The following is a 22,256-nucleotide window of genomic DNA, read 5'->3' on the forward strand; positions in this document are numbered from 1 at the left end:
GGCGAGGGTCAGCGGGTGCGGGACGCCGAGTACAGGTGGCTGTCGGGGAAGTGGGCGGCCGCGAGGGCCGTCCCGACGACGACGACGGCGGTCCGCCGGACGCCCGCCGCCCGGACCTGCGCGGCGATCGTCGCGAGCGTGGCGCGCAGGACGACCTCGTCGGGGCGGCTGGCGTACGCGACGACGGCCACCGGACAGTCGGCGCCGTAGCGCGGCGTCAGCTGCGCCACGACCTCGTCGATCGCCTGGACCGCGAGGTGCAGCACCAGCGTCGTCCCCGGGGTGGCGTGCGTGGTGAGGTCCTCGCCGGCCGGCATCGGCGTCGCCCGCTGCGCGAAACGGGTCAGCACCACGCTCTGCGCGACCGCGGGCACCGTCAGCTCGCGCCCCAGGGTGGCGGCCGCCGCCGCGAAGGCGGGGACGCCGGGCACGACGTCGTACGCGACGTCGGCCTGCTCCAGCCGGCGCACCTGCTCGGCCACGGCGCTGAAGACGGACGGGTCGCCCGAGCAGAGCCGGACGACGTCCTCGCCGCGGGCGTCGGCGGCCACGAGCTCGGCGACGATCTCGTCCAGCGTGAGGTCGGCGGTGTCGACGAGGCGGGCGTCGGGCGGGCAGTGCGCGAGCACCTCGGCCGGTACGAGCGAGCCGGCGTAGAGGCACACCCGGCACGAGGCGAGCAGCCGCTGCGCCCGCAGCGTGATCAGGTCGGCGGCGCCCGGGCCCGCCCCCACGAAGTGGACGGTCACGAGTCTCCCGCCGAGGGTCCCGGCTTGGTCCAGGACCACTGCGTGACGGGCATCGCGGGTCGCCAGCCGGTGAACCCGCCCACCGGCGACGCGCGTTCGACGTGCAGCCGGGTCAGCGTCCCGCCGTGCCGGGCGTACGTGTCGGCGAGCACGGTCTCGGTCTCGACCGTGACGCCGTTGGCGACGAGCCGGCCGCCCGGACGCAGTGCGGCGACGCAGGCGGGCAGCACGCCCGCGCCGCTCACGCCCCCGCCCACGAAGACCGCGTCGGGCGTCGGCAGGCCGGCCAGCGCGCTGGGCGCGGCGCCGGCGACGACCTCGAGGCCGGGGACGCCGAGCCGCTCGGCGTTGCGCAGCACGCGCTCGCGGCGGTCGTCGCGCGGCTCGATCGCCACCGCCCGGCAGGACGGGTGGGTGCGCAGCCACTCGATGCCGACGCTGCCCGACCCGGCGCCGACGTCCCACAGCAGCGCCCCCGGCAGCGGACGCAGCGCCGCCAGCGTCACCGCGCGGACCTCCTGCTTGGTCAGCTGGCCGTCGTGTTCGAAGGCGTCGTCGGGCAGCGCCGCGGCCCGCGACCGCGGCTCGGTGCCGGGGTCGGCGCGACAGGCGACGGCGACGATCGCCAGTGCGTCGTGCGGGTCGTCCGAGGCCGGCCCGACCCACTCGTCCGGGCCGCCGAGCTGCGCCAGCACGGTGACCTCGCTCGCCGCGTACCCCTCCTGCGCCAGCACGTCGCGGACGTCGCGTGCTCCGGACGTGCCCGGCGTCAGCACCAGCACGCGGTGGTCGGGCGCCAACGCCGGGCGCAGCAGCGCGAGCGGCCGACCCACGACGCTCACCACCTCGACGTCGGGCAGCGACCAGCCGAGCCGGGCCGCGGCGAGCGACACCGACGACGGGCTCGGCACGACGCGGACCGCGGCCGCGCCGAGGGCGCGCACCAGCGTCGTCCCGATGCCGAAGAACATCGGGTCGCCACTGGCCAGCACGACCGCGCGCCGGCCGGCGAGCTGGCGCAGCAGCGCGGGCAGCCCGGACGCGAGCGGCGCCGGCAGCGGCACCCGCTCGGCCGTCGTCGCCGCGTCGTCGAGCAGCGCCAACTGCCGCTCGCTGCCGACCAGCACCGCGGCCGTCGCGATCTCGGCGGACGCGGCGGGGGACAGGTCGGCGCGTCCGCCGGCGCCGATGCCGACCACCGTCAGCACGGACGACGACGGCGGGGCGGGCACCGTGCGAGTGTGCCGCACCGCATCGGTGGGCCGCGTTGACCCCGTCTTCGGAAGGCACCTAGGGTGGGTGGGCACTGCGGTGTGGGAACTCCGGTGAGAATCCGGGACGGTCGCGCCACTGTGAGTCCCGTGCAGGTACGGGGCGAGTCAGGTCGCACGCCGCAGCAGCACGTCCGACGACTGGGGACGCACGATCCCCGAAGGAGGCTCACCATGAGCAGCACGCACGCCCCCACCACCGCCGCGACGCCCGTCGTCGTCTCGCTGCCGAAGGCGGGGCTGCAGCTCGCGGCCGTCGTGCTCTTCGCGCTGCTGGCCTACTACTTCGTCGGCGTCGACCAGGGCATGACCTCGGTCTTCGGCGACAACACCGCGGTGCACGAGTTCGTGCACGACGCGCGGCACTTCCTCGGCTTCCCCTGCCACTGACGCGCCGCGCGGAGCGCTGACATGGAGTCACGCATCATCGTCCGCGGCATGCTGGCCGGCCTCGTGGGCGGCGTCCTGGCCTTCGTCTTCGCGCGCATCTTCGCCGAGCCGAAGATCCAGGCCGCGATCGACTACGAGAGCGACCGCGACGCCGCGCAGCACGCCCTCGACCGGGCCAACGGCATCCACGTCGAGGAGCACGAGCACGAGCTGTTCAGCCGGGCCGTCCAGGGCAACCTCGGCATCGGCGTGGGCATCGTCGTCTTCGGCATCGCGATGGGCGCGCTGTTCGCCGTCGCGTACTCGATCTGCCTGGGGCGGGTCGGCCGGCTGCAGCCGCGTGCCATCGCGCTGCTCGTCGCCGCCGGCGGGTTCCTCGGCCTCTACCTCGTCCCGTTCGTGAAGTACCCGGCCAATCCGCCGGCGATCGGCCACGAGGAGACGATCAAGGCCCGCGGCGCGCTCTACCTCGTCACCGTCGCCTGCTCGGTCGCGTTCCTGATCGCGGCGGTGTGGCTGGGGCAGCGGCTCGCCGAACGCTTCGGCAACTGGACGGCGGCGCTGCTCGCCGGCGCCGCGTTCGTCGTGGCCATCGGCGTCGTGATGATCGTGCTGCCCTCGACGGGCGAGCTCGCCGCCAACCGCGACGCCGGGTACGGCAACGTCGGGTCCGAGACACCGCTGCCGTTGCGCAACGCCGCCGGTGACATCGTCTTCCCGGGCTTCCCGGCCGACGTGCTGTTCACCTTCCGGCTGTACTCCGTCGGTGCGCAGCTGCTGATGTGGACGGCGATCGGGCTGGTCTTCGCGCCGCTCGCCGACCGGCTGCTGGGCCGCGGGACGCCGCGCCCGACCGTGCGACGGAGCGATCCTGTCCCGAGCTGAGCCGTCAGCGTGCCGCGGCGGCGCGCCACATGTCGTGTCGCGCCGCCTCGGGCACGAGCACGCAGTCCGCGCACTTGCCGCCGGCCGGGACCCGGTAGAACAGGCAGCAGTTCTCGCGCACGAAGAAGCGTCGCCCGGCGAACGGCTCGTAGCGGCCGGCGCCGGCGAGCGGTGCCCGCTCGAGCAGAGCGGCGACGACGTCGAGCGGATCGAGCGACGTGTCGGCGGGCAGCATCCCGGCGGCGCCGTTCAGGGCCGAGGCCAGGTTGCCCCAGAGCGTCTGCGGCGACACCGCGAAGCATCGCCGGTACGCGTCCAGGACCGGCCGCGCCACCGGCTCGATCACGAGCTCGACCAGGGCCGTGGCGGCCGCCGCGGCAGAGTCGACCACGCGGCCCCCCGGGGCGGCGAACGCGACCGGCAGCGGTCCGCCGTCGGCCGGTCGCCACGCCACGCGCTCGACACCCAGCTCGGGCACCACGCCGGCGAGGCACGCGGTGGCCAGCGCCGGGGCGACCAGCCGCGACACGACGCCGAGGGAGTTGATCGACGCGCACGCGCGCAGCTCGATGTCGGCCCCGGTGCGCTGCGCCAGGAAGTCGCGGGCGAACGCGACCCGCTCGGCCAGCACCGAGCCGTCCTCGACGAGCTCGCGCAGCGGCCGCCAGCCACCGGCCGCGTCACCGGCCGGATCGGCGACCTCGAAGTACGCGCCCACCCGCGAGGCATGCGCCAGCGCGGCCCGCACGGCACGGCTGTCGGCGCTCATGCCGCCAGCGTGCCAGTCCAGGAAGGAGGGTCGTGACCCAGTTCCCGTTCAGCGCCGTCGTCGAGATGGCCGACATGCGCCTCGCCCTGCTGCTCAACGCGGTGTCGCCGGCGATCGGCGGCGTCCTCGTCCGCGGCGAGAAGGGGACGGCGAAGTCGACGGCCGTCCGCGCGCTGACGTCGGTCCTGCCGGCCGTCGACGTGGTGGCCGGCTGCCGGTTCGCCTGCTCGCCCGCCGCGCCCGACCCGCAGTGCCCCGACGGCCCGCACGAGGCCGGCGCCGAGGCGATGGTCCGGGCGACGCGGCTCGTCGAGCTGCCGGTCGGCTCCACCGAGGACCGGCTCACCGGCTCGCTGGACGTCGAGGCGGCACTGACCCGGGGTGTCACGAGCTTCCAGCCCGGCCTGCTCGCGGCCGCGCACCGCGGCGTGCTCTACGTCGACGAGGTCAACCTGCTGCACGACCACCTCGTCGACCTGCTGCTCGACGCCGCGGCGCTCGGCACGAACTACGTCGAGCGGGACGGCGTCTCGGTGCGCCACGCCGCCCGCTTCCTGCTCGTCGGGACGATGAACCCGGAGGAGGGTGAGCTGCGCCCGCAGCTGCTGGACCGGTTCGGGCTGACCGTCGAGGTGGCGGCGCCGCGGGAACCGGCGGCGCGGGTCGAGGTCGTGCGGCGCCGGATGGCCTTCGACGACGACCCCGACGCCTTCGCCGTGCGCTTCGCGGCCGAGGAGGCGGCGCTCGCGGAGCGCATCGCCGCCGCCCGGTCGGCCCTGTCGTCGGTGACGCTGCCCGATCACGCGCTGCTGCAGATCGCCGACGTGTGCGCCGCCTTCGACGTCGACGGCCTGCGCGCCGACATCGTCATGGCCCGCACCGCGATCGCGCACGCGGCCTGGGAGGGGCGCGAGACCGTCGGCACCGAGGACGTCCGGGTCGCAGCACGGCTCGCCCTGCCGCACCGCCGCCGTCGCAACCCCTTCGACGCCCCGGGCCTCGACGAGCAGCAGCTCGACGACGCGCTCGGCGAGCCGGAACCGCCGGACGACGACCCGTCGCCGACACCACCGGACGGCGATCCCGACGGTGGCGGCGACGGTCCCGAGCGGCCGGTGGACGCGCAGCCCGATAGCGGCGCCGACGACACCGCGGCAGCGCCGGAGCAGCCGACGGCACCGCCGGAACCGCGGGACGCCCCGGCCGGCCCCGGCGGCGGCACCCAGGCGGCCGCGGCGCCGGGCGAGACGTACCGCATCCGCCGCCTCGAGGCACCGGGCGTGGGCCGCGGCGCCGCCGGCCGACGCTCACGGGCCGAGACCGACACCGGTCGGGTGCTGGGCTCGCGCGTCCCGGACGGCCGGCTGCGGCAGCTGCACCTCGTCGCCACCCTCGCCGCGGCCGCGCCGCACCAGCGGGCCCGCGGCCGCCGCGGCCCGGGGCTCGTGCTGCAGCGTGACGATCTGCGTGACGCGCGCACCGAGGGTCGCGAGTCGAACCTGGTGCTGTTCCTCGTCGACGCGAGCGGGTCGATGGCGGCGCGCAAACGGATGTCGGCGGTCAAGGGCGCGGTGCTCTCGCTGCTGCTCGACGCCTACCAGCGCCGCGACAAGGTCGGCATGATCTCCTTCCGCGGCGGTGCCGCCGAGGTGCTGCTGCCCCCGACGTCCTCGGTCGAGGCCGGCGCGGCGCGGTTGACCACGCTCGCCACCGGCGGCCGCACCCCGCTCGAGGCCGGCCTGCTCGAGGCGCACGCGACCCTGCGTCGCGAGCGGCTGCGCGACCCCGACCGGCGCGCGCTGCTCGTCGTCGTCACCGACGGCCGGCACACCGCGGGCGGCGAACCCGGCCGCGCCGCGGAGCTGCTGCGTCGCGAGGGCGTCGCGGCCGTGGTGGTCGATTGCGAGTCCGGCCCGGTACGGCTCGGGCTCGCCGGGGCGTTGGCCGGTCAGCTCGGCGGGTCGGCGGTGCAGCTCGGCGAGCTCGCCGCCGGGTCGCTGGCCGAGGCCGTCCGCACCTGGCGGGAGGCCGCCTGATGCCGCAGGGTGTCCCGACCAGCGTCCCCGACGACGGCCTGACGACCCGGCAGCGCCGCAACCGGCCGCTGCTGATCGTCCACACCGGGGCGATGAAGGGGAAGTCCACCGCCGCGTTCGGCCTCGCGCTGCGGGCCTGGAACCAGGGCTGGGACGTCGGCGTCTACCAGTTCGTGAAGAGCGCGAAGTGGAAGGTGGGCGAGGAGGCCGCCTTCCTCGCGCTCGGCCGGCTGCACGAGCAGACCGGCGAGGGCGGTGCCGTCGCGTGGCACAAGATGGGCGAGGGGTGGTCGTGGATCCAGCGCGGCCCCGAGGAGGACCACGCGGTGAACGCCCGCGAGGGCTGGGAGCAGATCAAGCGCGACCTCGCCGCCGAACGCTTCGGCTGCTACGTCCTCGACGAGTTCACCTACCCGATGAAGTGGGGGTGGATCGACGTCGCCGACGTCGTCGCCACGCTGCGGGCGCGGCCGGGCCGCCAGCACGTGGTGATCACCGGCCGCGACGCGCACCCGGACCTGATCGCCGCCGCCGACCTCGTCGTCGAGATGACGAAGGTCAAGCACCCGATGGACGCCGGGCAGAAGGGCCAGCGGGGCATCGAATGGTAGGGCTCCGCGTGCCGCGCGTCGTCGTGTCCGCGCCCGCGAGCGGGCAGGGCAAGACGTCGGTGGCCACCGGGCTGCTCGGCGCGTTCCGGCAGGCGGGGCTCACCGTGTCGCCGCACAAGGTCGGGCCCGACTACATCGACCCCGGCTACCACACGCTCGCCGCCGGCCGGCCCGGTCGCAACCTCGACCCGTTCCTCGTCGGCGAGGAGCGCATCGTGCCGATGTTCGCGCACGGCGCGGTCACGCCGCAGCCCGCCGACGTCGCGGTGGTCGAGGGGGTGATGGGGCTGTTCGACGGCGCGTCCGGCCGGGCCGACTTCGCGTCGACCGCGCACGTCGCGCGGCTGCTCGCCGCCCCCGTCGTGCTCGTCGTCGACGCGTCGGGCGCCGCCCGCTCGGTCGCGGCGCTGCTGCACGGCTTCGCCACCTTCGACGACTCGGTGCGCCTCGGCGGGGTGATCTTCAACCGGGTCGGCTCGCCCGCGCACACCGCGCTGCTGCGCGAGGCCGTCGAGCCGCTGGGCATCCCCGTGCTCGGTGCGATCGGACGTCGCGACTCGCTCGCGGTGCCGTCACGCCACCTCGGGCTGGTGCCCGCGGCCGAGCGCAGCGCGGCCGCGCTCGACGTCGTCGCGGAACTGACCCAGGTCGTGCGCGAGGCGGTCGACCTGGAAGCGGTGCTGCGCCTCGCACGCTCGGCACCCCCGCTGGACGTGCCCGAGATCGGACCGCCGCCCCCGGCGCCGGTGTCGGCACGGATCGCGGTCGCCGCCGGACGGGCCTTCACCTTCGGCTACGCCGAGCAACCCGAGGTGCTGCGCGCCGCGGGGGCCGAGACCGTCCCGTTCGACCCGATGGTGGACGAGCGGCTGCCCAAGGGCGTCGACGGCGTCGTCATCGGCGGCGGCTTCCCCGAGGTCCACGCCGCCGATCTCGCCGCGAACGCCGCGCTGCGGGCCGAGCTCGCCGCGCGGGCCCGGGCCGGCATGCCGGTCGCCGGAGAATGCGCGGGACTGCTCTATCTCGGTCGCCGACTCGACGAGCACGAGATGTGCGGCGTGCTCGACAGCGAGGCCGTCATGACCGAGCGGCTCACGCTGGGCTACCGCGAGGCGGTGGCGCCGGTGGCGTCCGTGCTCGCCGCGGCGGGGACGACGGTCCGGGGGCACGAGTTCCACCGCACCGCGCTGGTGGGCCGCGGCGACGGCGAACCAGCGTGGCGGTGGCGCACCCGGACGGCCGACGTCGCCGACGGTGCGGTGCGCGGCAACGTCCACGCGTCCTACCTGCACCTCAACTGGGCCGGGAACCCCGGCATGGCCGAGCGCTTCGTCGCCGCCTGCGCCGCCGGTGCGGGGGCCGGGCCGTGACCGACGTCGACCTCGCCCACCACGGCGACCGCGACACCGTGCCGGGGCTCGTCGACCTCGCCGTGAACGTCCGGGCCGGCGGTCCGCCGGCGTGGCTCGGCGAGCGGATCGCGCAGGCCGACGTCGTCGCCTACCCCGACCAGACCGCCGCGCTCGCCGCCGTGGCCGCGCGGCACGGCCGGCCGCCGCGCGAGGTGCTGCTGACCGCGGGGGCGGCCGAGGCCTTCGTGCTCCTCGCGCGGGCGCTGCGGCCCCGCCACGCGGTCGTCGTGCACCCGCAGTTCACCGAGCCCGAGGCGGCGCTGCACGCGGCCGGCCACCGGGTCGAGCGGCTGTTGCTCGCGCCACCGTTCGGCTTCGACCCGGCGGCGGTGCCGGCGGACGCCGACCTCGTCGTCGTCGGCAACCCCACCAACCCGACCTCCGTGCTGCACCCGGCCGGGGCGCTCCGGGCGCTGCTGCGGCCCGGACGCACCGTCGTGGTCGACGAGGCGTTCGCCGACGCCGTGCCGGGCGAGCCCGAGTCGCTGGCGGGGGAGTCGCACCCGGGCCTCGTCGTGGTGCGCAGCCTGACCAAGACGTGGGGGATCGCCGGACTGCGGGCCGGCTACGTCCTGGCCGGGCACGAGACCGTCGACCGGCTGCGCGACGTGCAGCCCGCGTGGCCGGTCTCCGCCCCCGCGCTCGCGGCGGCCGCGGCGTGCTCGCTGCCGGCCGCCGTCGTCGAGGCCGAGGCCTGGGCCGCCGCGCTCGGCGCGGTGCGCGACGACCTCGTGACCCGCCTCGGGGCGATCCCGGACGTACGGGTCGTGCCGGCGCCGGCCGCGTCGTTCGTGCTCGTCGAGACGCCGTGCGACGACGTCCGGACCCGGCTGCTGCGCCGCGGGTTCGCCGTCCGGCGGGGCGAGACCTTCCCCGGGCTCGGCGCGCGCTGGGTGCGCATCGCCGTGCGCGACACGGCCACGTCGACCGCGCTGGCCGACGCGCTGCGCGCCGCGCTGGCCGAGGCGCCGGCGTGACGGGGCGGGTCGTGCTGGTCGGCGGCGGGCCGGGTGCCGACGACCTGATCACGGTGCGCGGCCTGGACCGGCTGCTCGCCGCCGACGTCGTGGTCGTCGACCGGCTCGCGCCGACCGGCCTGCTCGACCGGCTCGGCCCCGACGTCGAGGTGGTCGACGCCGCCCGCACCCCGACCCGCCGCACCCTCACCCACGACGAGATCGTCGCGCTGCTGGTCGACCGCGCCCGCGCCGGCAAGCTCGTCGTGCGGCTCAAGGGCGGCGACCCGTTCGTCCTCGCCCACGGCGCGCAGGAGGTCGCCGCGTGCGCCGCGGCCGGAGTCGAGGTCGAGGTCGTCCCGGGCGTGAGCAGCGCCACCGGTGCCCCGGTGCTGGCGGGCGTCCCGCTCACCGCCGTGGACGGGGCCACCGGCTTCACCGTCGTCTCCGGCCACGCGGACCCCGAGGACCCGGCGAACCCGCTCGACTGGAGTGCCCTGGCGCGGGGCGGGACGACGCTCGTGGTGTTGATGGGCATGAAACAGCTGCCCGCCATCACGGCCCGGCTGCTCGCCGAGGGCGTGCCCGCCGACGCTGTGGCCAGCTGCGTCGCCGACGCCAGCCTGCCGACACAACGCAGCGTGCGAGGCACATTGCGCGATTTCGCGCAGACCGTCGCCGACGCCGGCCTGCGCAACCCCGCCGTCGTGGTGATCGAGACGGGGGCACGGCACCCGGCGCGCCGCACCCTGGTGCTCGGGGGCAGCCGGTCGGGCAAGTCGGGCTACGCCGAGTCGCTGCTCGCCGGCCGTCCCGACGTCACCTACGTGGCCACCGCGGCCGACCGGCCCGGTGACGCCGAGTGGGACGAGCGGATCGCCCGGCACCGGCAGCGCCGGCCCGCCGCGTGGACGACGCTCGAGACCGGCGACCTCGTCGCCGCGCTGCGTGGCGCGCGCGGTGCCCTGCTGGTCGACAGCGTCACGACGTGGCTGGCCCGGGCGATGGACGACTGCGGGTACTGGACCGACGACGACCGGTCCGCCCCGACGGCCGAACAGGCGCTCGCCGACCGCGTCGACGCGCTGGTCGCCGCCTGGCGCGACTGCCCCGGCACCGTGGTCGCCGTGAGCGACGAGGTCGGCTCGGGCGTCGTCCCGGCGACCCACGCGGGCCGCGCGTTCCGCGACGCGCTCGGCGAGCTCAACCAGCGCCTCGCCGCGGCGGCCGACGAGGTGCAGCTCGTCACCGCCGGCATCGCCCGGCGGCTCCGGTGAGCGGGCAGCGATGAGCGGGCTGCGCACCGCGCTCGGGCTGTTCACCGTGCTCCCGGTCGGCGCCCCGCCGACGCTGACGCCGACCGACGCCCGCCGGGCGCTGCGCTGGCTGCCGGCGCTCGGTCTCGCCCTCGGCGCGGCGGCCGCGCTGCCACTGGCCGCCGTCCGCGCGGGCGCGCCGCACGCCGGGCTGCTCGGCGCGGTCGGGGCGGTGGCCCTGCTCGCGCTGCTCACCCGCGGCCTGCACCTCGACGGCCTCGCCGACACCGCCGACGGCCTCGGCAGCCGCGCCCCCGCGGCCCGCGCGCTCGCGATCATGCGGCAGTCCGACATCGGGCCGTTCGGCGTCGTCGCGATCCTCGTCGCCGTGCTCGTCGACATCGCGGCGCTGGCGGCGGTGCCGCACGGCACGTGGGCCGGCTGCGCCGCGCTCGCGGTGGCCGCCGCGACCGGCCGACTGGCCGTCGTGCACGCCGCCGCCGCGCGGCCCGCCCACCCCGACGGCTTCGGCGCGCTCGTGCAGGGCGCGGCGCCCGGCGGGGTCGTGGTCGTCGAGACGGCGGGCGTGCTCGCCGCGGGCGGGCTGCTCGCCGCCGCGGTCGGGGCGTCCTGGTGGTGGTGGCTCGGCGGTCAGGCTGTCGCGCTCGCCGCCGCGGCCGGGCTGCGGTGGCACGCGTCGCGTCGCCTCGGCGGCACGACCGGCGACGTCTACGGCGCGCTCGTCGAGACCGCCACCGCGCTCACGCTGGCGGGGCTGTGCCTGCGATGACGAGTTCGCGGTGCCGCCCCGGGTCGGCGAGCACGAAGACGGCGGCCGAGCGCACCGTCACCCACGGGCCCCGCGCCGGCTCGTGGCCGTCCCACCAGCCGACCGCGTGCCGGACGGCGTCGCCGTGACTCACCAGCACCGCCACGCGGTCGCGGTAGGCGGTCACGACGGCTGCCATCCGATCGTGCACCTGCCGCGCCGACTCGCCGCCGCCGATCGCGACGTCGGGATCGGTCCAGTCGACGCCCTCGGTGGCGGCGGCCGCGGCGTCGTCGGCCATGCCCTGCAAGCGGCCCAGGTGCTGCTCGCGCAGCCGCCGGTCCAGCACGACCGGCCGCCCCGCGGCCAGGATCGCGGCCGTCTGCCGGGTGCGCAGCAGGTCGCTGCTGACGAACACGTCGACCCGTCTGCCCGCCGCCTGCAGATCGGCGGTGATCGCCGCGCCCGCCGCCGCCACCTGCCGCCGGCCGCGTGCGGTGAGCGGCGGGTGCGACAGTTGACCCTGCGTGCGCCGCTGGACGTTCCAGGTGGACTGACCGTGGCGCACCAGGTAGATCACGAGACCGGAGCATGCCCTACGCAGCCGGGGAGGACGACATGACCTGGCCGCGCCCGGTGCCCACCGTCGGCGACCCGAGCTCGGCGGCCGAGCGGCGGGCCGACCCCACCGGCTGGGCCCTCGGCGCCGACGTCGTGGCCGCGCTGCACGAGGTCGTCGCCGCCCGCCGCGACGTCCGCCGCTTCCGGCCCGACGACGTCGCGCCCGAGCTGCTGGAGCAGGTGCTCGCCGCGGGCCACCGCGCGCCCTCGGTCGGACACTCGCAGCCGTGGCGCTTCGTCGTGGTGCGCGAGCAGGCCACGCGCGACCGGGCCGCGGGGCTGGCCGATCGTGAGCGGCTGCGGCAGGCCGAGGGGCTCACCCCCGACCGTCGCGCCCGGCTGCTGGACCTCCAGCTCGAGGGCATCCGCGAGGCGCCGGTCGGCGTCGTCGTCGCCTGCGACCGGCGGGCCGCGGCGGACGGCGTGCTCGGCCGCGCGACCTTCCCCGACACCGACCTGTGGAGCTGTGCCTGCGCGATCCAGAACATCTGGCTCGCCGCCCGCGCCGCGGGTCTCGGTCTCGGCTGGGTGACGCTGTTCCGTCCGATCGACCTCGCCGGGCTGCTCGGCCTGCCCGACGGCGTCGAGACGCTGGGCTGGCTGTGCCTCGGCTGGCCCGACGAGCGTCCGCCCGAACCGGGCCTGGAACGGCGCGGCTGGTCGCAGCGCGTGCCGCTGGCCGACGTGGTGCTGCACGAGCGGTGGCCGGCCGCCGGCGCGGCGCCCGAGCCGCCGCCGTCCTACCTCGCCGCGCCCGACCCGGCCGCCGTGGTCGCCGCTCGCGACACCGGCGACGACCTGCTCGCCGCCCCCGGCTCGCTCGGTGTCCTCGACGCGACGATCGACCGCGTCGTCGCGCTGCCGGGCGCCGACCCGGTGGGCGGGACGCTCGTGCTCGCCGCCGGCGACCACCCGGTCGCCGGGCTCGGGGTCTCGGCCTACCCGGCGTCGGTGACCGCCGACGTGCTCGCCGCGACCGCGGCGGGGGAGTCCCTCGCCGCCGTCACGGCCCGCGCGGCCGGGCTGCGCCTCGTGGCCCGCCATGCCGTGCCCACCCGGCCGCAGGGCGACCTGCTGCACGCCGACGCGCTGCACCCCGACGACGTCGCCACCCTGCTCGCCGACGGCGTCGCGCTCGGCCGCGAGGCGGCGGCGCACGGGCTCGTCTGCCTGGGCGAGGTCGGCATCGGCAACACCACCGTCGCCGCCGCGCTGGCCTGCGCGCTGCTCGACCGGCCCGCGGCCGAGCTCGTCGGGCTCGGCGCCGGCGCCGACACCGCCATGGTGCGACGCAAGACCGAGGTCGTCGCCGGCGCACTCGACCGGGTCGGCACGCGCGCTGCGGACGCCCCGGCCGCGGTGCTCGCGGCGCTGGGCGGCCCGGAGTTCGCGCTGCTCACCGGGGTCGTGCTCGGGGCGGCCGGCGCCGGCGTCCCCGTCGTGCTGGACGGTCTGGCGACCTCGGTGGCGGCGTTGCTCGCGGTCCGCACCGACGCGGGGGTCCGGTCGGCCCTCGTCGCCGGCCAGCGCAGCCGCGAACGCGGCCACGCGGCGATCCTCGTCGAGCTCGGACTCGAACCACTGCTCGACCTGCGGCTGCGCGCCGGCGAGGGCGTGGGCGCGTGCCTCGCCGCGCAGGCCCTGCGCAGCGGGCTGGCCGTCCGGCGCGCGGCGGGACGCACGCGATGACCCGGTCCCCGCTGCGCCGCCGCCTCGGGCGGGCCGCCGGGCTCGCGCTCGGCGTGCTCGCCGACCGGCGCTTCGGCGACCCGCGCCGCGGCCATCCCGTCGCGGTGTTCGGCTCGCTCGCCCACCGCGCCGAGGCCCGGCTGTACGCCGACGACCGCGCGCACGGCGTGCGGTACGCGGCGGCGTGCGTGGCCGGCCCGGTGGCGCTGGGGCTGCTGGCCGAGCGCGGCCGGTGGCGGCCGCTCGCCGTCGCCGCCGCGACGTGGACGGTGCTCGGCGGCCGCTCCCTCGCCGCCGAGGCCGAGGCGGTAGGCGCGCTGCTGGCGCGCGGCGAGCTGCCGGCCGCGCGGCTGCGGCTCACGCACCTGGTGGGGCGCGACACCTCGCAGCTCGACGAGGCCGGTGTCAGCCGCGCCGTGGTCGAGTCGGTGGCCGAGAACGCCTGCGACGCCGTCGTCGCGCCGCTGCTGTGGGGCGCGGTCGTGGGGCTGCCCGGGCTCTTCGGGTACCGCGCCGCCAACACGCTGGACGCGATGGTCGGGCACCGAACGCCGCGCTACGAGCGCTTCGGCTGGGCCGCGGCCCGCTTCGACGACCTGCTCAACCTGGCCCCGGCCCGGTTGACCGCGCTGCTCGCGGGCGTCGGCGCCCCGGCCGCCGGCGGGTCGCCGGCCGCGGCCTGGCGGGCCGCGCGTCGCTGGGGGCGGGCGCACCCGAGCCCGAACGCCGGGATGAGCGAGGCCGCGTTCGCCGGCGCGCTCGGGCTGCGCCTCGGCGGGCGCAACGTCTACGGCGGGACGGTCGACGACCGCCCCGTCCTCGGCGACGGCCGCGCGCCGGGGGTCGCCGACATCGACCGCGCGGTCGTCCTGCTGCGGGCGGTGACGACCGGGGCCGCGGCGGTCGCCGTCGTCGCGGCGGTGACGACGTGACCGGCAATGCCCCGACCGGCGGTGCTCCGACCGGCGGTGCCCTGCTCGTCGCCGGGACGACCTCGGACGCCGGCAAGAGCGTCGTCACGGCGGGGCTGTGCCGCTGGCTGGCCCGCGAGGGCGTGGCGGTCGCGCCGTTCAAGGCTCAGAACATGGCGCTGAACTCGGCGGTCACCCGCGACGGCGCCGAGATCGGCCGCGCGCAGGCGATGCAGGCGGCGGCGTGCGGCATCGAGCCCGAGGCCGCGATGAACCCCGTCCTGCTCAAGCCCGGCAGCGACACCCGCTCGCAGGTGGTGCTGCTCGGCCGGCCGATCGGCGAGGTCGGCGCGCTCGACTACCACGAGTTCAAGACCCAGCTCGAGGACGCCGTGCAGGCCGCGCTCGCCGACCTGCGCTCGCGCTTCGACGCGGTGATCTGCGAGGGCGCCGGCAGCCCGGCCGAGATCAACCTGCGCGATCGCGACATCACCAACATGGGGCTCGCCCGCCGGGCGGGGCTGCCGGTCGTGGTCGTCGGCGACATCGACCGCGGCGGGCTGTTCGCGGCACTGTTCGGGACGCTCGCCGTGCTCTCGCCCGACGACCAGCGACACGTCGCCGGCTTCGTCGTCAACAAGTTCCGCGGCGATCAGCGGCTGCTCCAGCCCGGCGTCGACATGCTCGACCGCCTGACCGGCCGTCCCACGCTCGGCGTGCTGCCGTGGCAGCGCGACCTGTGGCTCGACGCCGAGGACTCGCTCGACCTCGACTCCCGGCCGCGCACCGTCCTGCCACCGCTCGGCGCGCAGACGCTGCGGATCGCGGTTGTCCGGCTGCCGCGGCTGTCGAACGTCACCGACCTCGATCCGCTCGCCGCCGAGCCGGGCGTCGCGGTCACGCTCGCCACCGAGCCCGAGCAGCTCGCCGACGCCGATCTGGTGATCCTGCCCGGCACCCGCGCCACGGTCAGCGACCTGGCGTGGCTGCGCACGACCGGGCTCGCCGACGCGATCGTCGCGCGCGCGGCGGCCGGGCGTCCGGTGCTCGGCGTCTGCGGCGGCTACCAGATGCTCGCCGGCACGATCACCGACGACGTCGAGAGCCGGCGCGGGACGGTCGACGGCCTGGGGCTGCTGCCCTGCGACGTCCGCTTCGCGCGGGAGAAGACGCTGCGACGACCGAGCGGCACCGCTCTCGGCGAACCCGTCGACGGCTACGAGATCCACCACGGGGTCGTCACGGTCACCGGCGGCGAGCCCTTCCTTGACGGCTGCGAGCGCGGAACCGTACGCGGCACGACCTGGCACGGCATCTTCGACAACGACGCGTTCCGCCGCGCCTATGTGCGCGACCTTGCGCACATGACGGGTCGGGCGTTCGTGGGCGCCGACGACGTCGTCTTCGCCGAGGTGCGACGGCGCCGCTTCGACGTCCTCGCCGACCTCGTCGCGGACCATCTCGACACCGCGGCGATCCGCCGGCTGCTCGACGCCGGCGTGCCGCCCGGGTTGCCGACTCTGAGCACCCAGTTGTCCTGATCGTGGACCCAGCTGCTCGGAATCCGAGCAGCTGGGTCCACGATCGGTGGGGTCAGCGGGGCGGGCCGTCCGGAGCCGGCTCGGCGGCCAGGATCTCGACATCGTCGCCCACCGCGATCTGCGCGCCGGGGGTGTCGGGGACGAGGTTCATGGCGAACCAGGTGGCGCCGTCCCAGCGTCGGTACCGCGCGAGCGTCGCGATCGGCTCCTTCCCGCGGGCGGCCGTCCACGGGTCGGTGGTGGTCATGACGCAGCGGTCGCAGCCCTTGACGGCGCGGAACACGGCCTCGCCGATCCGCACCGACCGCCAGCCGTCCTCGGCCCACGGTTCGGCACCCTCGACCACGAGGTTGGGCCGGAAGCGGGTCATCGGCAGTGGCCCCTCGTCGGCGCGTCGACCCTCGGCGATCCAGCCGTTGAGCGCCGCCAGCGAGGAGGTGCTGGCGAGCAGCAGCGGGTAGCCGTCGGCGAAGGTCACCCGGTCGTCGGGGCGGGTGAACCGGGGATTGGTCGAGCGGCGGGTCGGGTCGTCGAGGTGGACGAGCCGCGCCGAGCGGCCGAGCAGCGTCGTGAGCCAGGCGTGCGCGGCCGGGTCGGCGGGCGTCGCGGCCACCGGTGTGCGGAACACGCTGACCTCGACGAGCTCCGGCCCGCGCGGCACGGCGACCGCGAGGTCGGGCAGGTCGGGATGCGTCAGCGTCAGCGCGCCGTCGGCGGCGAGCCGGGGGACGGCGAGCAGCAACCCCGGCAGCTCGCGCGCGGTGAGCTGCGCGCCGTCGTCGTCGACGACCATCCACCGGCGGTCGCCGGCCAATCCCCACGGCTCGACGACGGCCGAGTCGAGGTCCTCGCCGCGGCAGGACTTCACCGGGTACCGATGGAGGGACGCGAGCCGCACCCGACGAGCCTAGCTACGAGCTCGGCGGGTACTTCGCGTCGCGCAGCAGCCGCGCCAGATGGGCCGCATTGGCCGCGGCCACCTTCGTCGTGCTCGCGGTGCCCTCCGGCGTCTCGTCCAGGTCCTTGAAGTCGGTGGGATGCATGGCCTCGCCGTTCCAGTACGTGACGCCCTGGGCCGGGACGGTGAAGCCGGTGTCGCCCAGCACCTGCGCGGCGATGCCGCTGATGTGGTGCGCACCGTCCTCGTTGCCGACGACGGCGATGACCGCCACCTTGCCGAAGGTGTGCGGGTTGCCGTCCTCGCCCGTCTCCGAGATCTCGGCGTCGAGCCGCTCGAACACGCGCTGGGCGACGCTGCTGTGCTGCCCGACCCAGGTCGGGGTCGCCAGGACGAGGATGTCGGCGTCGAGCAGCTGCGCGCGGATCGCCGGCCACTGGTCGCCGTCGCCCATGTCGACCTCGACCCCCGGCTTCACGTCGTGGTCGACCACGCGGACCACCGAGCCGACCACACCGTGCCCGTCCAGCTCGGCGAGCACCTGGTGGGCGATGAGGTCGGTGCTGGAGTCGGCCGACCCCGGCTTGAGCGTGCAGACGAGGGCCAGGGCGCGCAGGGGGGTGGTCGCGGTCATCGGGACTCCGTTCGGTCGGCGCGGCCGTGGTGCCGCATCCGCCAACGCGGGTACCCCGGCTGCATGAGGACGTCGACGCTGCTCGAACGACTGGTCACGCGGATCGAACACGCCACCGTGCTCGACGCTCCGGCCGAGGCCTACGCGTCGGTGCTGCGCACCGTGGTGCGGCCCGGCCCGGTCGAGGACACGCTGAGCGGGGTGCCGGTCGGCCACCCCGTCCATCCGGCGCTCGTCGCCGTCCCGATCGGCGCCTGGGTCTCGGCCGGCGTCCTCGACGCGCAGGGCGAGCGGGGCGCCGCACGTCGGCTCGTCGGGCTCGGCGTGCTGGCCGCGCTCCCGACCGCGGCCACCGGGGGCAGCGACTACCTGACGACCGCCGGCGCGGAGCGGCGCGTGGGGTTCGTGCACGCCGCGACGAACCTCGCCGCGATCGCCTCGTACGGGGTCAGCTGGCTGCTGCGTCGCCGGGGCAACGATCGCGCCGGCGTGGTGGCATCGCTCGTCGGCGCCACGGCGCTCGGGGCGGGCGGCTGGCTCGGTGGGCACCTGGCGTACGCGCAGGGCGTCGGTGTCGACACCACCGCCTTCCAGAAGCTGCCGACGGAGTGGACCGAGGCCGCCCAGGTCGCCGACCTGCCGACGGACGGCTCGCCGAGCGAGGTCGAGGTCGACGGCGTCCCGCTGCTCGTGGCCGCCCTGGACGGCGCGTGGGTGGCGATGGCCGACCGCTGCACGCACCGCGGCGCGCCGTTGCACGAGGGCACGGTCGAGGACGGCTGCATCGTCTGCCCCTGGCACGACAGCGCGTTCGCCCTGGCCGACGGCAGCGTGCGGTCGGGCCCGGCCACGCGCCCGCAGCCCTCGCTCGAGACCCGGCAGGACGGCGGCCGGCTGCTGGTGCGCCGCAGCGAGGAGCGCACGCTGCGCACCAACCCGACCGGTCGGTGACCGCAGGTCGCGCGGTCGGGGTAGGCGACTGGCGACGGCCCGCGACGAAAGGCACATCGTGAAGATCGGTTACTTCCTGTCCTGCGAGGAGTACGGCCCGGATTCCCTGCTGCAGCAGGCCCGGCTCGCCGAGGAGGCGGGCTTCGAGTCCCTCTGGATCTCCGACCACTTCCACCCGTGGACCGAGGAGCAGGGCAACAGCCCCTTCGTGTGGTCGATGATCGGCGCGATCAGTCAGGTGACGTCGCTGCCGATCACCACCGCCGTAACCTGCCCGACCATCCGCACCCACCCCGCGGTCGTCGCGCAGGCCGCCGCCACCAGCGCCGTCCTGACGAAGGGCAACTTCGTGCTCGGCCTCGGGTCGGGCGAGGCGCTCAACGAGCACGTCACGGGCGCCCGCTGGCCGTCCGCGCCGGTACGGCTGGAGATGCTCGAGGAGTCGATCGAGGTCATGCGCGAGCTCTGGAGCGGCTCCGCGGTGGAGCACCACGGCACGCACTACACCGTCGAGGACGCGCGTCTCTACACGCTGTCCGACACCCCGCCGCCGGTCTACGTCAGCGGCTTCGGGCCCCGCGCGACCGAGTTGGCCGGCCGGGTCGCCGACGGCTTCATCACGCTCGAGCCCGGCCTCGACCTGATCGCGAAGTTCCGGGACGCCGGCGGCGCGGGCAAGCCCGTCCACGCCGGCTACAAGGTGTGCTGGGGGCGTGACGAGCAGACCGCGATCGACACCGCGCACTCGATGTGGCCCAACGAGGGCATGCCGGGCGAGATCGTCCAGACGCTCTACAGCCCGAAGCAGTTCGAGCAGGCGGCCGCGCTCGTGACGAAGGACGCGATCGCCTCCGGCATGCCCTGCGGGCCCGATCTCGACAAGCATGTGGACGCGTTCAAGCCGTTCGCCGAGGCCGACGTCGACGTCGTCCACATCGCCCAGATCGGCGCTGCTCGCGACGCCACCTCGGCCGAGGGGTTCTTCGAGTTCTACCGTGACCAGGTGCTGCCCCGGCTGCGAGAACTCGCCTGAGCGATACTGCCGCCGTGACGCCCCGGAACCGCCGTGACGCCGACGGGTACGCCGACCTGCGGTCCTACGCGGCGATCGGCGACGGTCGCACCGTCGCGCTCGTCGCGACCGACGGCCGCGTCGACTGGCTGCCGCTGCCGCAGGTCGACTCGCCGCCGCCGTTCGCCGCCCTGCTCGACGCGGAGCACGGGGGCTGGTTCGCCCTGCGTCCGGTCGAGGACTTCACCGTCGAGCGCCGGTACGTCGACGGCACCAACGTGCTCACCACCACCTTCCGCACGGCGACGGGCTCGGTACGCGTCACCGACTCGCTCAACACCGGCGTGGCCGGCCGACTGCCGTGGGCGGAGCTCGCGCGTCGCGTCGTCGGCGTCGAGGGCGAGGTGGAGCTGACCGGCGAGCTGCGACCGGGTACCTGCCTCAACACCGCGGCGCCGTGGATCGCCGACTCGGCGGCCGGTCCGGTCGTGCGCGTCGACCGGTTGACGATGGCGCTGCGCACGTCGGCGGTCGAGGTGAGGACCGGCGAGCGGGCGGCGACGTTCACGCTGCGGACGGCGCCCGAGAGCCGGCACCTGGTCGCGCTCGTGGCCACCGAGGCCGAGCCGCTGTTCCTGCCCGAGCCGGACGACATCGACGCCGGCATCGACCGCACCGCGCAGAACTGGTCGATCTGGTTGCGGACCTTCGGGTGGGACGGCCCGTGGCAGGAGGAGGTGAGCCGCAGCGCGCTGGCGTTGAAGCTGCTGATCCAGGCCTCGACGGGCGCGGTGATGGCGGCGGCCACGACCTCGCTGCCCGAGAGCCCCGCCGGTGGCAAGAACTGGGACTACCGCTACGCGTGGGTGCGCGACATGGCGTACTCGCTCACCGCACTGTTCCGCTTCGGATTGCGCGAGGAGGTGCAGGCGGCGATCAGCTGGCTGCTCGCGACGATCCGCGAGCACGGCCCGGACCCGCGCGTCTTCTACGCATCGGACGGGTCGGTGCCCACCGCCGACGTCGTCGAGCGTGACGTGCCCGGCTGGCGCGGCATCGGCCCCGTGCTGACCGGCAACCGCGCCGGCGGGCAGCTGCAGCTCGGCGTGTTCGGCGACCTGTTCAGCATCGTCCGGCTCTACGTCGACAACGGCAACGTGCTCGACGAGGCGACCGGACGGCTGCTCGCCGGCGTCGCCGACACCGCCTGCGACGCCTGGCGCAGCAAGGACTCCGGGATGTGGGAGCTGCCCGAGGAGCGGCACTACACGACCTCGAAGCTGGGGTGCTGGCAGGCGTTGACCAGCGCCGTCCACCTCGCCGAGCAGGGCGAGATCGCCGGCGACCCCGGGCGGTGGCGCACCGAGGCCGAGCTGATCCGGCGGTGGGTCGACGAGCACTGCTGGTCGGCCGAGCGCAACGCCTACGTCTGGTACCCCGGCAGCGAGCAGCTGGACGCGTCGATCCTGCTGCACGCGATCAGCGGATTCGACCGCGGCGAGCGGATGAGCGCGACCCTCGACGCGCTGCGCGCCGAGCTGGGTGCCGGGCCACACCTGTACCGCTTCTCCGGCGCGCAGCGCGAGGAGGGCGCGTTTGTCGCGTGCTCGTTCTGGCTGGCCTCGGCGCTGCACCTGTGCGGCCGACGCGACGAGGCGCGGACGCTGCTGGACGAGCTGCTCGCGACCACGCCGAACGACGTCGGGCTGCTCGCCGAGATGATCGACCCGGGGACCGGCGACTGGCTGGGCAACCTGCCGCAGGCGCTCAGCCATCTCGCGCTGATCCACGCCGCGATCACGCTGGCCGACGAGCCGTCCGTCGCCGACGCCGGCGGTGGCACGTGACCGACGCCGAGCATCTCGTCACCGCGCTGCGCCTGCCCGGGACGACCGCGGCGCAGCTGCGGGCGGGACTCGACCTGCTGCTCGCCGAGGCGGACCCGGGACCCGGGATCGCGCTGGCGCTGGACGTCCTCGCCGGCGGGCCACGGATCAAGCCGTCGCGTGGCCTGCTCGTCGACCCGGGCGACTCGGTGCGCGCGCGGTGGGGGTGCCGCGTCGTCGCGGCGGCGGCGCTGCTGGAGTCGGCCGCGGGCGCTCGCGTGGTCGCCGAGCTGCGCGACGAGCTGTCGGACTCCGCGGAGCTCGCCGCGGACGTCCGCGCCGCCTGCGCGCCCGACCCGTCGGTGGCGGCCGTCGCCGGGTCGCCGGCACCGTGGGCCGGCCCGTCGAATTGACGCTCCGACACGGCGCCGATCGCGACGCGAAGTCGGGCGCACCGTGTGAAGATCTGGTGCACACGCGTCCGCTCGCGACGCGCCCGGCCTTCGGGGGGAGGTCACGCCGGTGTATCGCGTCCGCACGTCACGCTGCGCCTGCTGCGAGCTCGAGCTCGACATCCCCGTCGACGTCGACCGGCCGTTCGACGCGCCGGTGTGCCCGCGCTGCCGGCTGCACCAGGACGACGACTGGGTGCGGCTGGTCGACCACACCGCCATGCTGCGCCACGTCGTCGCGGACGCGCGCGACGAGGCCGACCTCGCCCACGGCGAGCGCGACTTCTACCGCGAGCGCGCCACCGTCAACGCCAAGAGCGGTGAGGCGCTGGTCCGGGTGCTCACCGAGATCGACGACCTGCACCACCTGCGCGGCACCCGCTGCGCGTGCGGGGTCGTCGAGTGCCGCGTCATGGAGCTGCTCTCCGACCCGGCCGTCGCGCGGTTGATCGGCACCTACGACGAGCAGCGACACACGCTGTTCGAGCTGCGCCGCGCCAACCCGGGGGCATGGGCCGAGGAGTGGGACGACATCGACGTCACGCTCGTCTACCCGCAGCGTGCCCGGCGTGCCGGTGGCCGGCACCGCGCCGCGGGCTGACCCGCGGCGATCACCC

22 protein-coding genes and 1 riboswitch are annotated in these 22,256 nt (G+C 76.2%); of the genes, 16 read left to right on the forward strand and 6 right to left on the reverse strand.

Going from position 1 to position 22,256, the window contains the following annotated elements:
* Positions 1-8: 8 nt before the first annotated feature.
* A complete protein-coding gene (gene cobM / locus BUE29_RS16415) occupies positions 9-749 on the reverse strand; it encodes a precorrin-4 C(11)-methyltransferase (RefSeq protein ID WP_073391493.1) in 741 nt (246 codons plus the stop codon).
* Positions 746-1,981 carry a precorrin-6y C5,15-methyltransferase (decarboxylating) subunit CbiE gene (gene cbiE, locus BUE29_RS16420; RefSeq protein WP_073391494.1) on the reverse strand — a complete coding sequence of 412 codons (1,236 nt, stop codon included), beginning with the start codon at positions 1,979-1,981 and terminating at the stop codon, positions 746-748. Before cbiE ends, cobM begins: the two co-directional genes overlap by 4 nt.
* Before the next feature lie 74 nt (positions 1,982-2,055).
* A riboswitch (adenosylcobalamin (AdoCbl) riboswitch) is annotated at positions 2,056-2,146 on the forward strand.
* Between the two features lie 48 nt (positions 2,147-2,194).
* Between cbiE and BUE29_RS16425 the strand changes: the two genes are divergently transcribed.
* A complete protein-coding gene (locus BUE29_RS16425; protein WP_073391495.1) occupies positions 2,195-2,410 on the forward strand; it encodes a CbtB domain-containing protein in 216 nt (71 codons plus the stop codon).
* Between the two features lie 21 nt (positions 2,411-2,431).
* A complete protein-coding gene (locus BUE29_RS16430) occupies positions 2,432-3,295 on the forward strand; it encodes a CbtA family protein (RefSeq protein ID WP_073391496.1) in 864 nt (287 codons plus the stop codon).
* Between the two features lie 4 nt (positions 3,296-3,299).
* Here the strand turns inward: BUE29_RS16430 and BUE29_RS16435 are convergent, their stop codons facing one another.
* Complete coding sequence (locus tag BUE29_RS16435) at positions 3,300-4,064, reverse strand: (2Fe-2S)-binding protein (protein WP_073391497.1); 765 nt, start codon at positions 4,062-4,064, stop codon at positions 3,300-3,302.
* Positions 4,065-4,129: 65 nt separating this feature from the next.
* On the opposite strand from BUE29_RS16435, the gene BUE29_RS16440 reads away from it, so the two are divergent.
* From BUE29_RS16440 to BUE29_RS16465, 6 genes are read left to right on the forward strand one after another with little or no spacing between them, the layout of a single operon-like run.
* On the forward strand, positions 4,130-6,100 hold the full coding sequence (locus BUE29_RS16440; RefSeq protein ID WP_073391590.1) for a VWA domain-containing protein: 1,971 nt from the start codon (positions 4,130-4,132) through the stop codon (positions 6,098-6,100).
* Positions 6,100-6,711 carry a cob(I)yrinic acid a,c-diamide adenosyltransferase gene (gene cobO / locus BUE29_RS16445; RefSeq protein ID WP_073391498.1) on the forward strand — a complete coding sequence of 204 codons (612 nt, stop codon included), beginning with the start codon at positions 6,100-6,102 and terminating at the stop codon, positions 6,709-6,711. Before BUE29_RS16440 ends, cobO begins: the two co-directional genes overlap by 1 nt.
* Positions 6,705-8,081 (forward strand): cobyrinic acid a,c-diamide synthase CobB, encoded by a 1,377-nt coding sequence (locus BUE29_RS16450; RefSeq protein ID WP_073391499.1) that lies wholly within the window; start codon positions 6,705-6,707, stop codon positions 8,079-8,081. Before cobO ends, BUE29_RS16450 begins: the two co-directional genes overlap by 7 nt.
* Positions 8,051-9,100, forward strand: a complete 1,050-nt coding sequence (cobC, locus tag BUE29_RS22120) for an Rv2231c family histidinol phosphate aminotransferase CobC (protein ID WP_407657336.1) — start codon at positions 8,051-8,053, stop codon at positions 9,098-9,100. Before BUE29_RS16450 ends, cobC begins: the two co-directional genes overlap by 31 nt.
* Positions 9,097-10,356 carry a uroporphyrinogen-III C-methyltransferase gene (gene cobA / locus BUE29_RS23220; protein WP_073391501.1) on the forward strand — a complete coding sequence of 420 codons (1,260 nt, stop codon included), beginning with the start codon at positions 9,097-9,099 and terminating at the stop codon, positions 10,354-10,356. The genes cobC and cobA overlap by 4 nt, the downstream gene beginning before the upstream one ends.
* Positions 10,357-10,366: 10 nt before the next feature.
* Complete coding sequence (locus BUE29_RS16465; RefSeq protein WP_073391502.1) at positions 10,367-11,125, forward strand: adenosylcobinamide-GDP ribazoletransferase; 759 nt, start codon at positions 10,367-10,369, stop codon at positions 11,123-11,125.
* Here BUE29_RS16465 and BUE29_RS16470 read toward each other — a convergent pair.
* Positions 11,097-11,684 (reverse strand): histidine phosphatase family protein, encoded by a 588-nt coding sequence (locus BUE29_RS16470; protein WP_073391503.1) that lies wholly within the window; start codon positions 11,682-11,684, stop codon positions 11,097-11,099. The genes BUE29_RS16465 and BUE29_RS16470 overlap by 29 nt on opposite strands.
* 38 nt (positions 11,685-11,722) lie before the next feature.
* Here BUE29_RS16470 and bluB point away from each other — a divergent pair, with 38 nt between their 5' ends.
* From bluB to BUE29_RS16485, 3 genes are read left to right on the forward strand one after another with little or no spacing between them, the layout of a single operon-like run.
* Complete coding sequence (bluB, locus tag BUE29_RS16475) at positions 11,723-13,414, forward strand: 5,6-dimethylbenzimidazole synthase (protein WP_084181268.1); 1,692 nt, start codon at positions 11,723-11,725, stop codon at positions 13,412-13,414.
* Positions 13,411-14,346 (forward strand): cobalamin biosynthesis protein, encoded by a 936-nt coding sequence (locus BUE29_RS16480; RefSeq protein ID WP_073391505.1) that lies wholly within the window; start codon positions 13,411-13,413, stop codon positions 14,344-14,346. The genes bluB and BUE29_RS16480 overlap by 4 nt, the downstream gene beginning before the upstream one ends.
* Positions 14,343-15,866, forward strand: a complete 1,524-nt coding sequence (locus BUE29_RS16485) for a cobyric acid synthase (RefSeq protein ID WP_073391506.1) — start codon at positions 14,343-14,345, stop codon at positions 15,864-15,866. Before BUE29_RS16480 ends, BUE29_RS16485 begins: the two co-directional genes overlap by 4 nt.
* 52 nt (positions 15,867-15,918) lie before the next feature.
* Here BUE29_RS16485 and BUE29_RS16490 read toward each other — a convergent pair whose 3' ends face one another.
* Both BUE29_RS16490 and BUE29_RS16495 read right to left on the reverse strand, forming a co-directional pair.
* Positions 15,919-16,764, reverse strand: coding sequence for an MOSC domain-containing protein (locus BUE29_RS16490; protein ID WP_073391507.1), 846 nt, complete (start codon positions 16,762-16,764; stop codon positions 15,919-15,921).
* Between the two features lie 13 nt (positions 16,765-16,777).
* The gene (locus BUE29_RS16495; RefSeq protein WP_073391508.1) at positions 16,778-17,398 is read right to left on the reverse strand and encodes a flavodoxin family protein; all 621 of its coding nucleotides are present in this window, start codon (positions 17,396-17,398) and stop codon (positions 16,778-16,780) included.
* A 63-nt stretch (positions 17,399-17,461) separates the two neighbouring features.
* Between BUE29_RS16495 and BUE29_RS16500 the strand changes: the two genes are divergently transcribed.
* From BUE29_RS16500 to BUE29_RS16520, 5 genes are all read left to right on the forward strand, one after another.
* Positions 17,462-18,349 carry a Rieske (2Fe-2S) protein gene (locus BUE29_RS16500; RefSeq protein ID WP_073391509.1) on the forward strand — a complete coding sequence of 296 codons (888 nt, stop codon included), beginning with the start codon at positions 17,462-17,464 and terminating at the stop codon, positions 18,347-18,349.
* A gap of 55 nt (positions 18,350-18,404) precedes the next feature.
* On the forward strand, positions 18,405-19,382 hold the full coding sequence (locus tag BUE29_RS16505; RefSeq protein ID WP_073391591.1) for a TIGR03557 family F420-dependent LLM class oxidoreductase: 978 nt from the start codon (positions 18,405-18,407) through the stop codon (positions 19,380-19,382).
* Between the two features lie 14 nt (positions 19,383-19,396).
* Positions 19,397-21,208: a glycoside hydrolase family 15 protein gene (locus tag BUE29_RS16510; protein ID WP_073391510.1), complete on the forward strand. Its 1,812-nt coding sequence runs from the start codon at positions 19,397-19,399 to the stop codon at positions 21,206-21,208.
* Positions 21,205-21,600 (forward strand): hypothetical protein, encoded by a 396-nt coding sequence (locus tag BUE29_RS16515; RefSeq protein ID WP_073391511.1) that lies wholly within the window; start codon positions 21,205-21,207, stop codon positions 21,598-21,600. Before BUE29_RS16510 ends, BUE29_RS16515 begins: the two co-directional genes overlap by 4 nt.
* Positions 21,601-21,709: 109 nt before the next feature.
* A complete protein-coding gene (locus BUE29_RS16520) occupies positions 21,710-22,240 on the forward strand; it encodes a hypothetical protein (RefSeq protein WP_073391512.1) in 531 nt (176 codons plus the stop codon).
* Positions 22,241-22,256 lie beyond the last annotated feature (16 nt).

This window comes from Jatrophihabitans endophyticus (assembly GCF_900129455.1).
GTDB lineage: Bacteria > Actinomycetota > Actinomycetes > Mycobacteriales > Jatrophihabitantaceae > Jatrophihabitans > Jatrophihabitans endophyticus.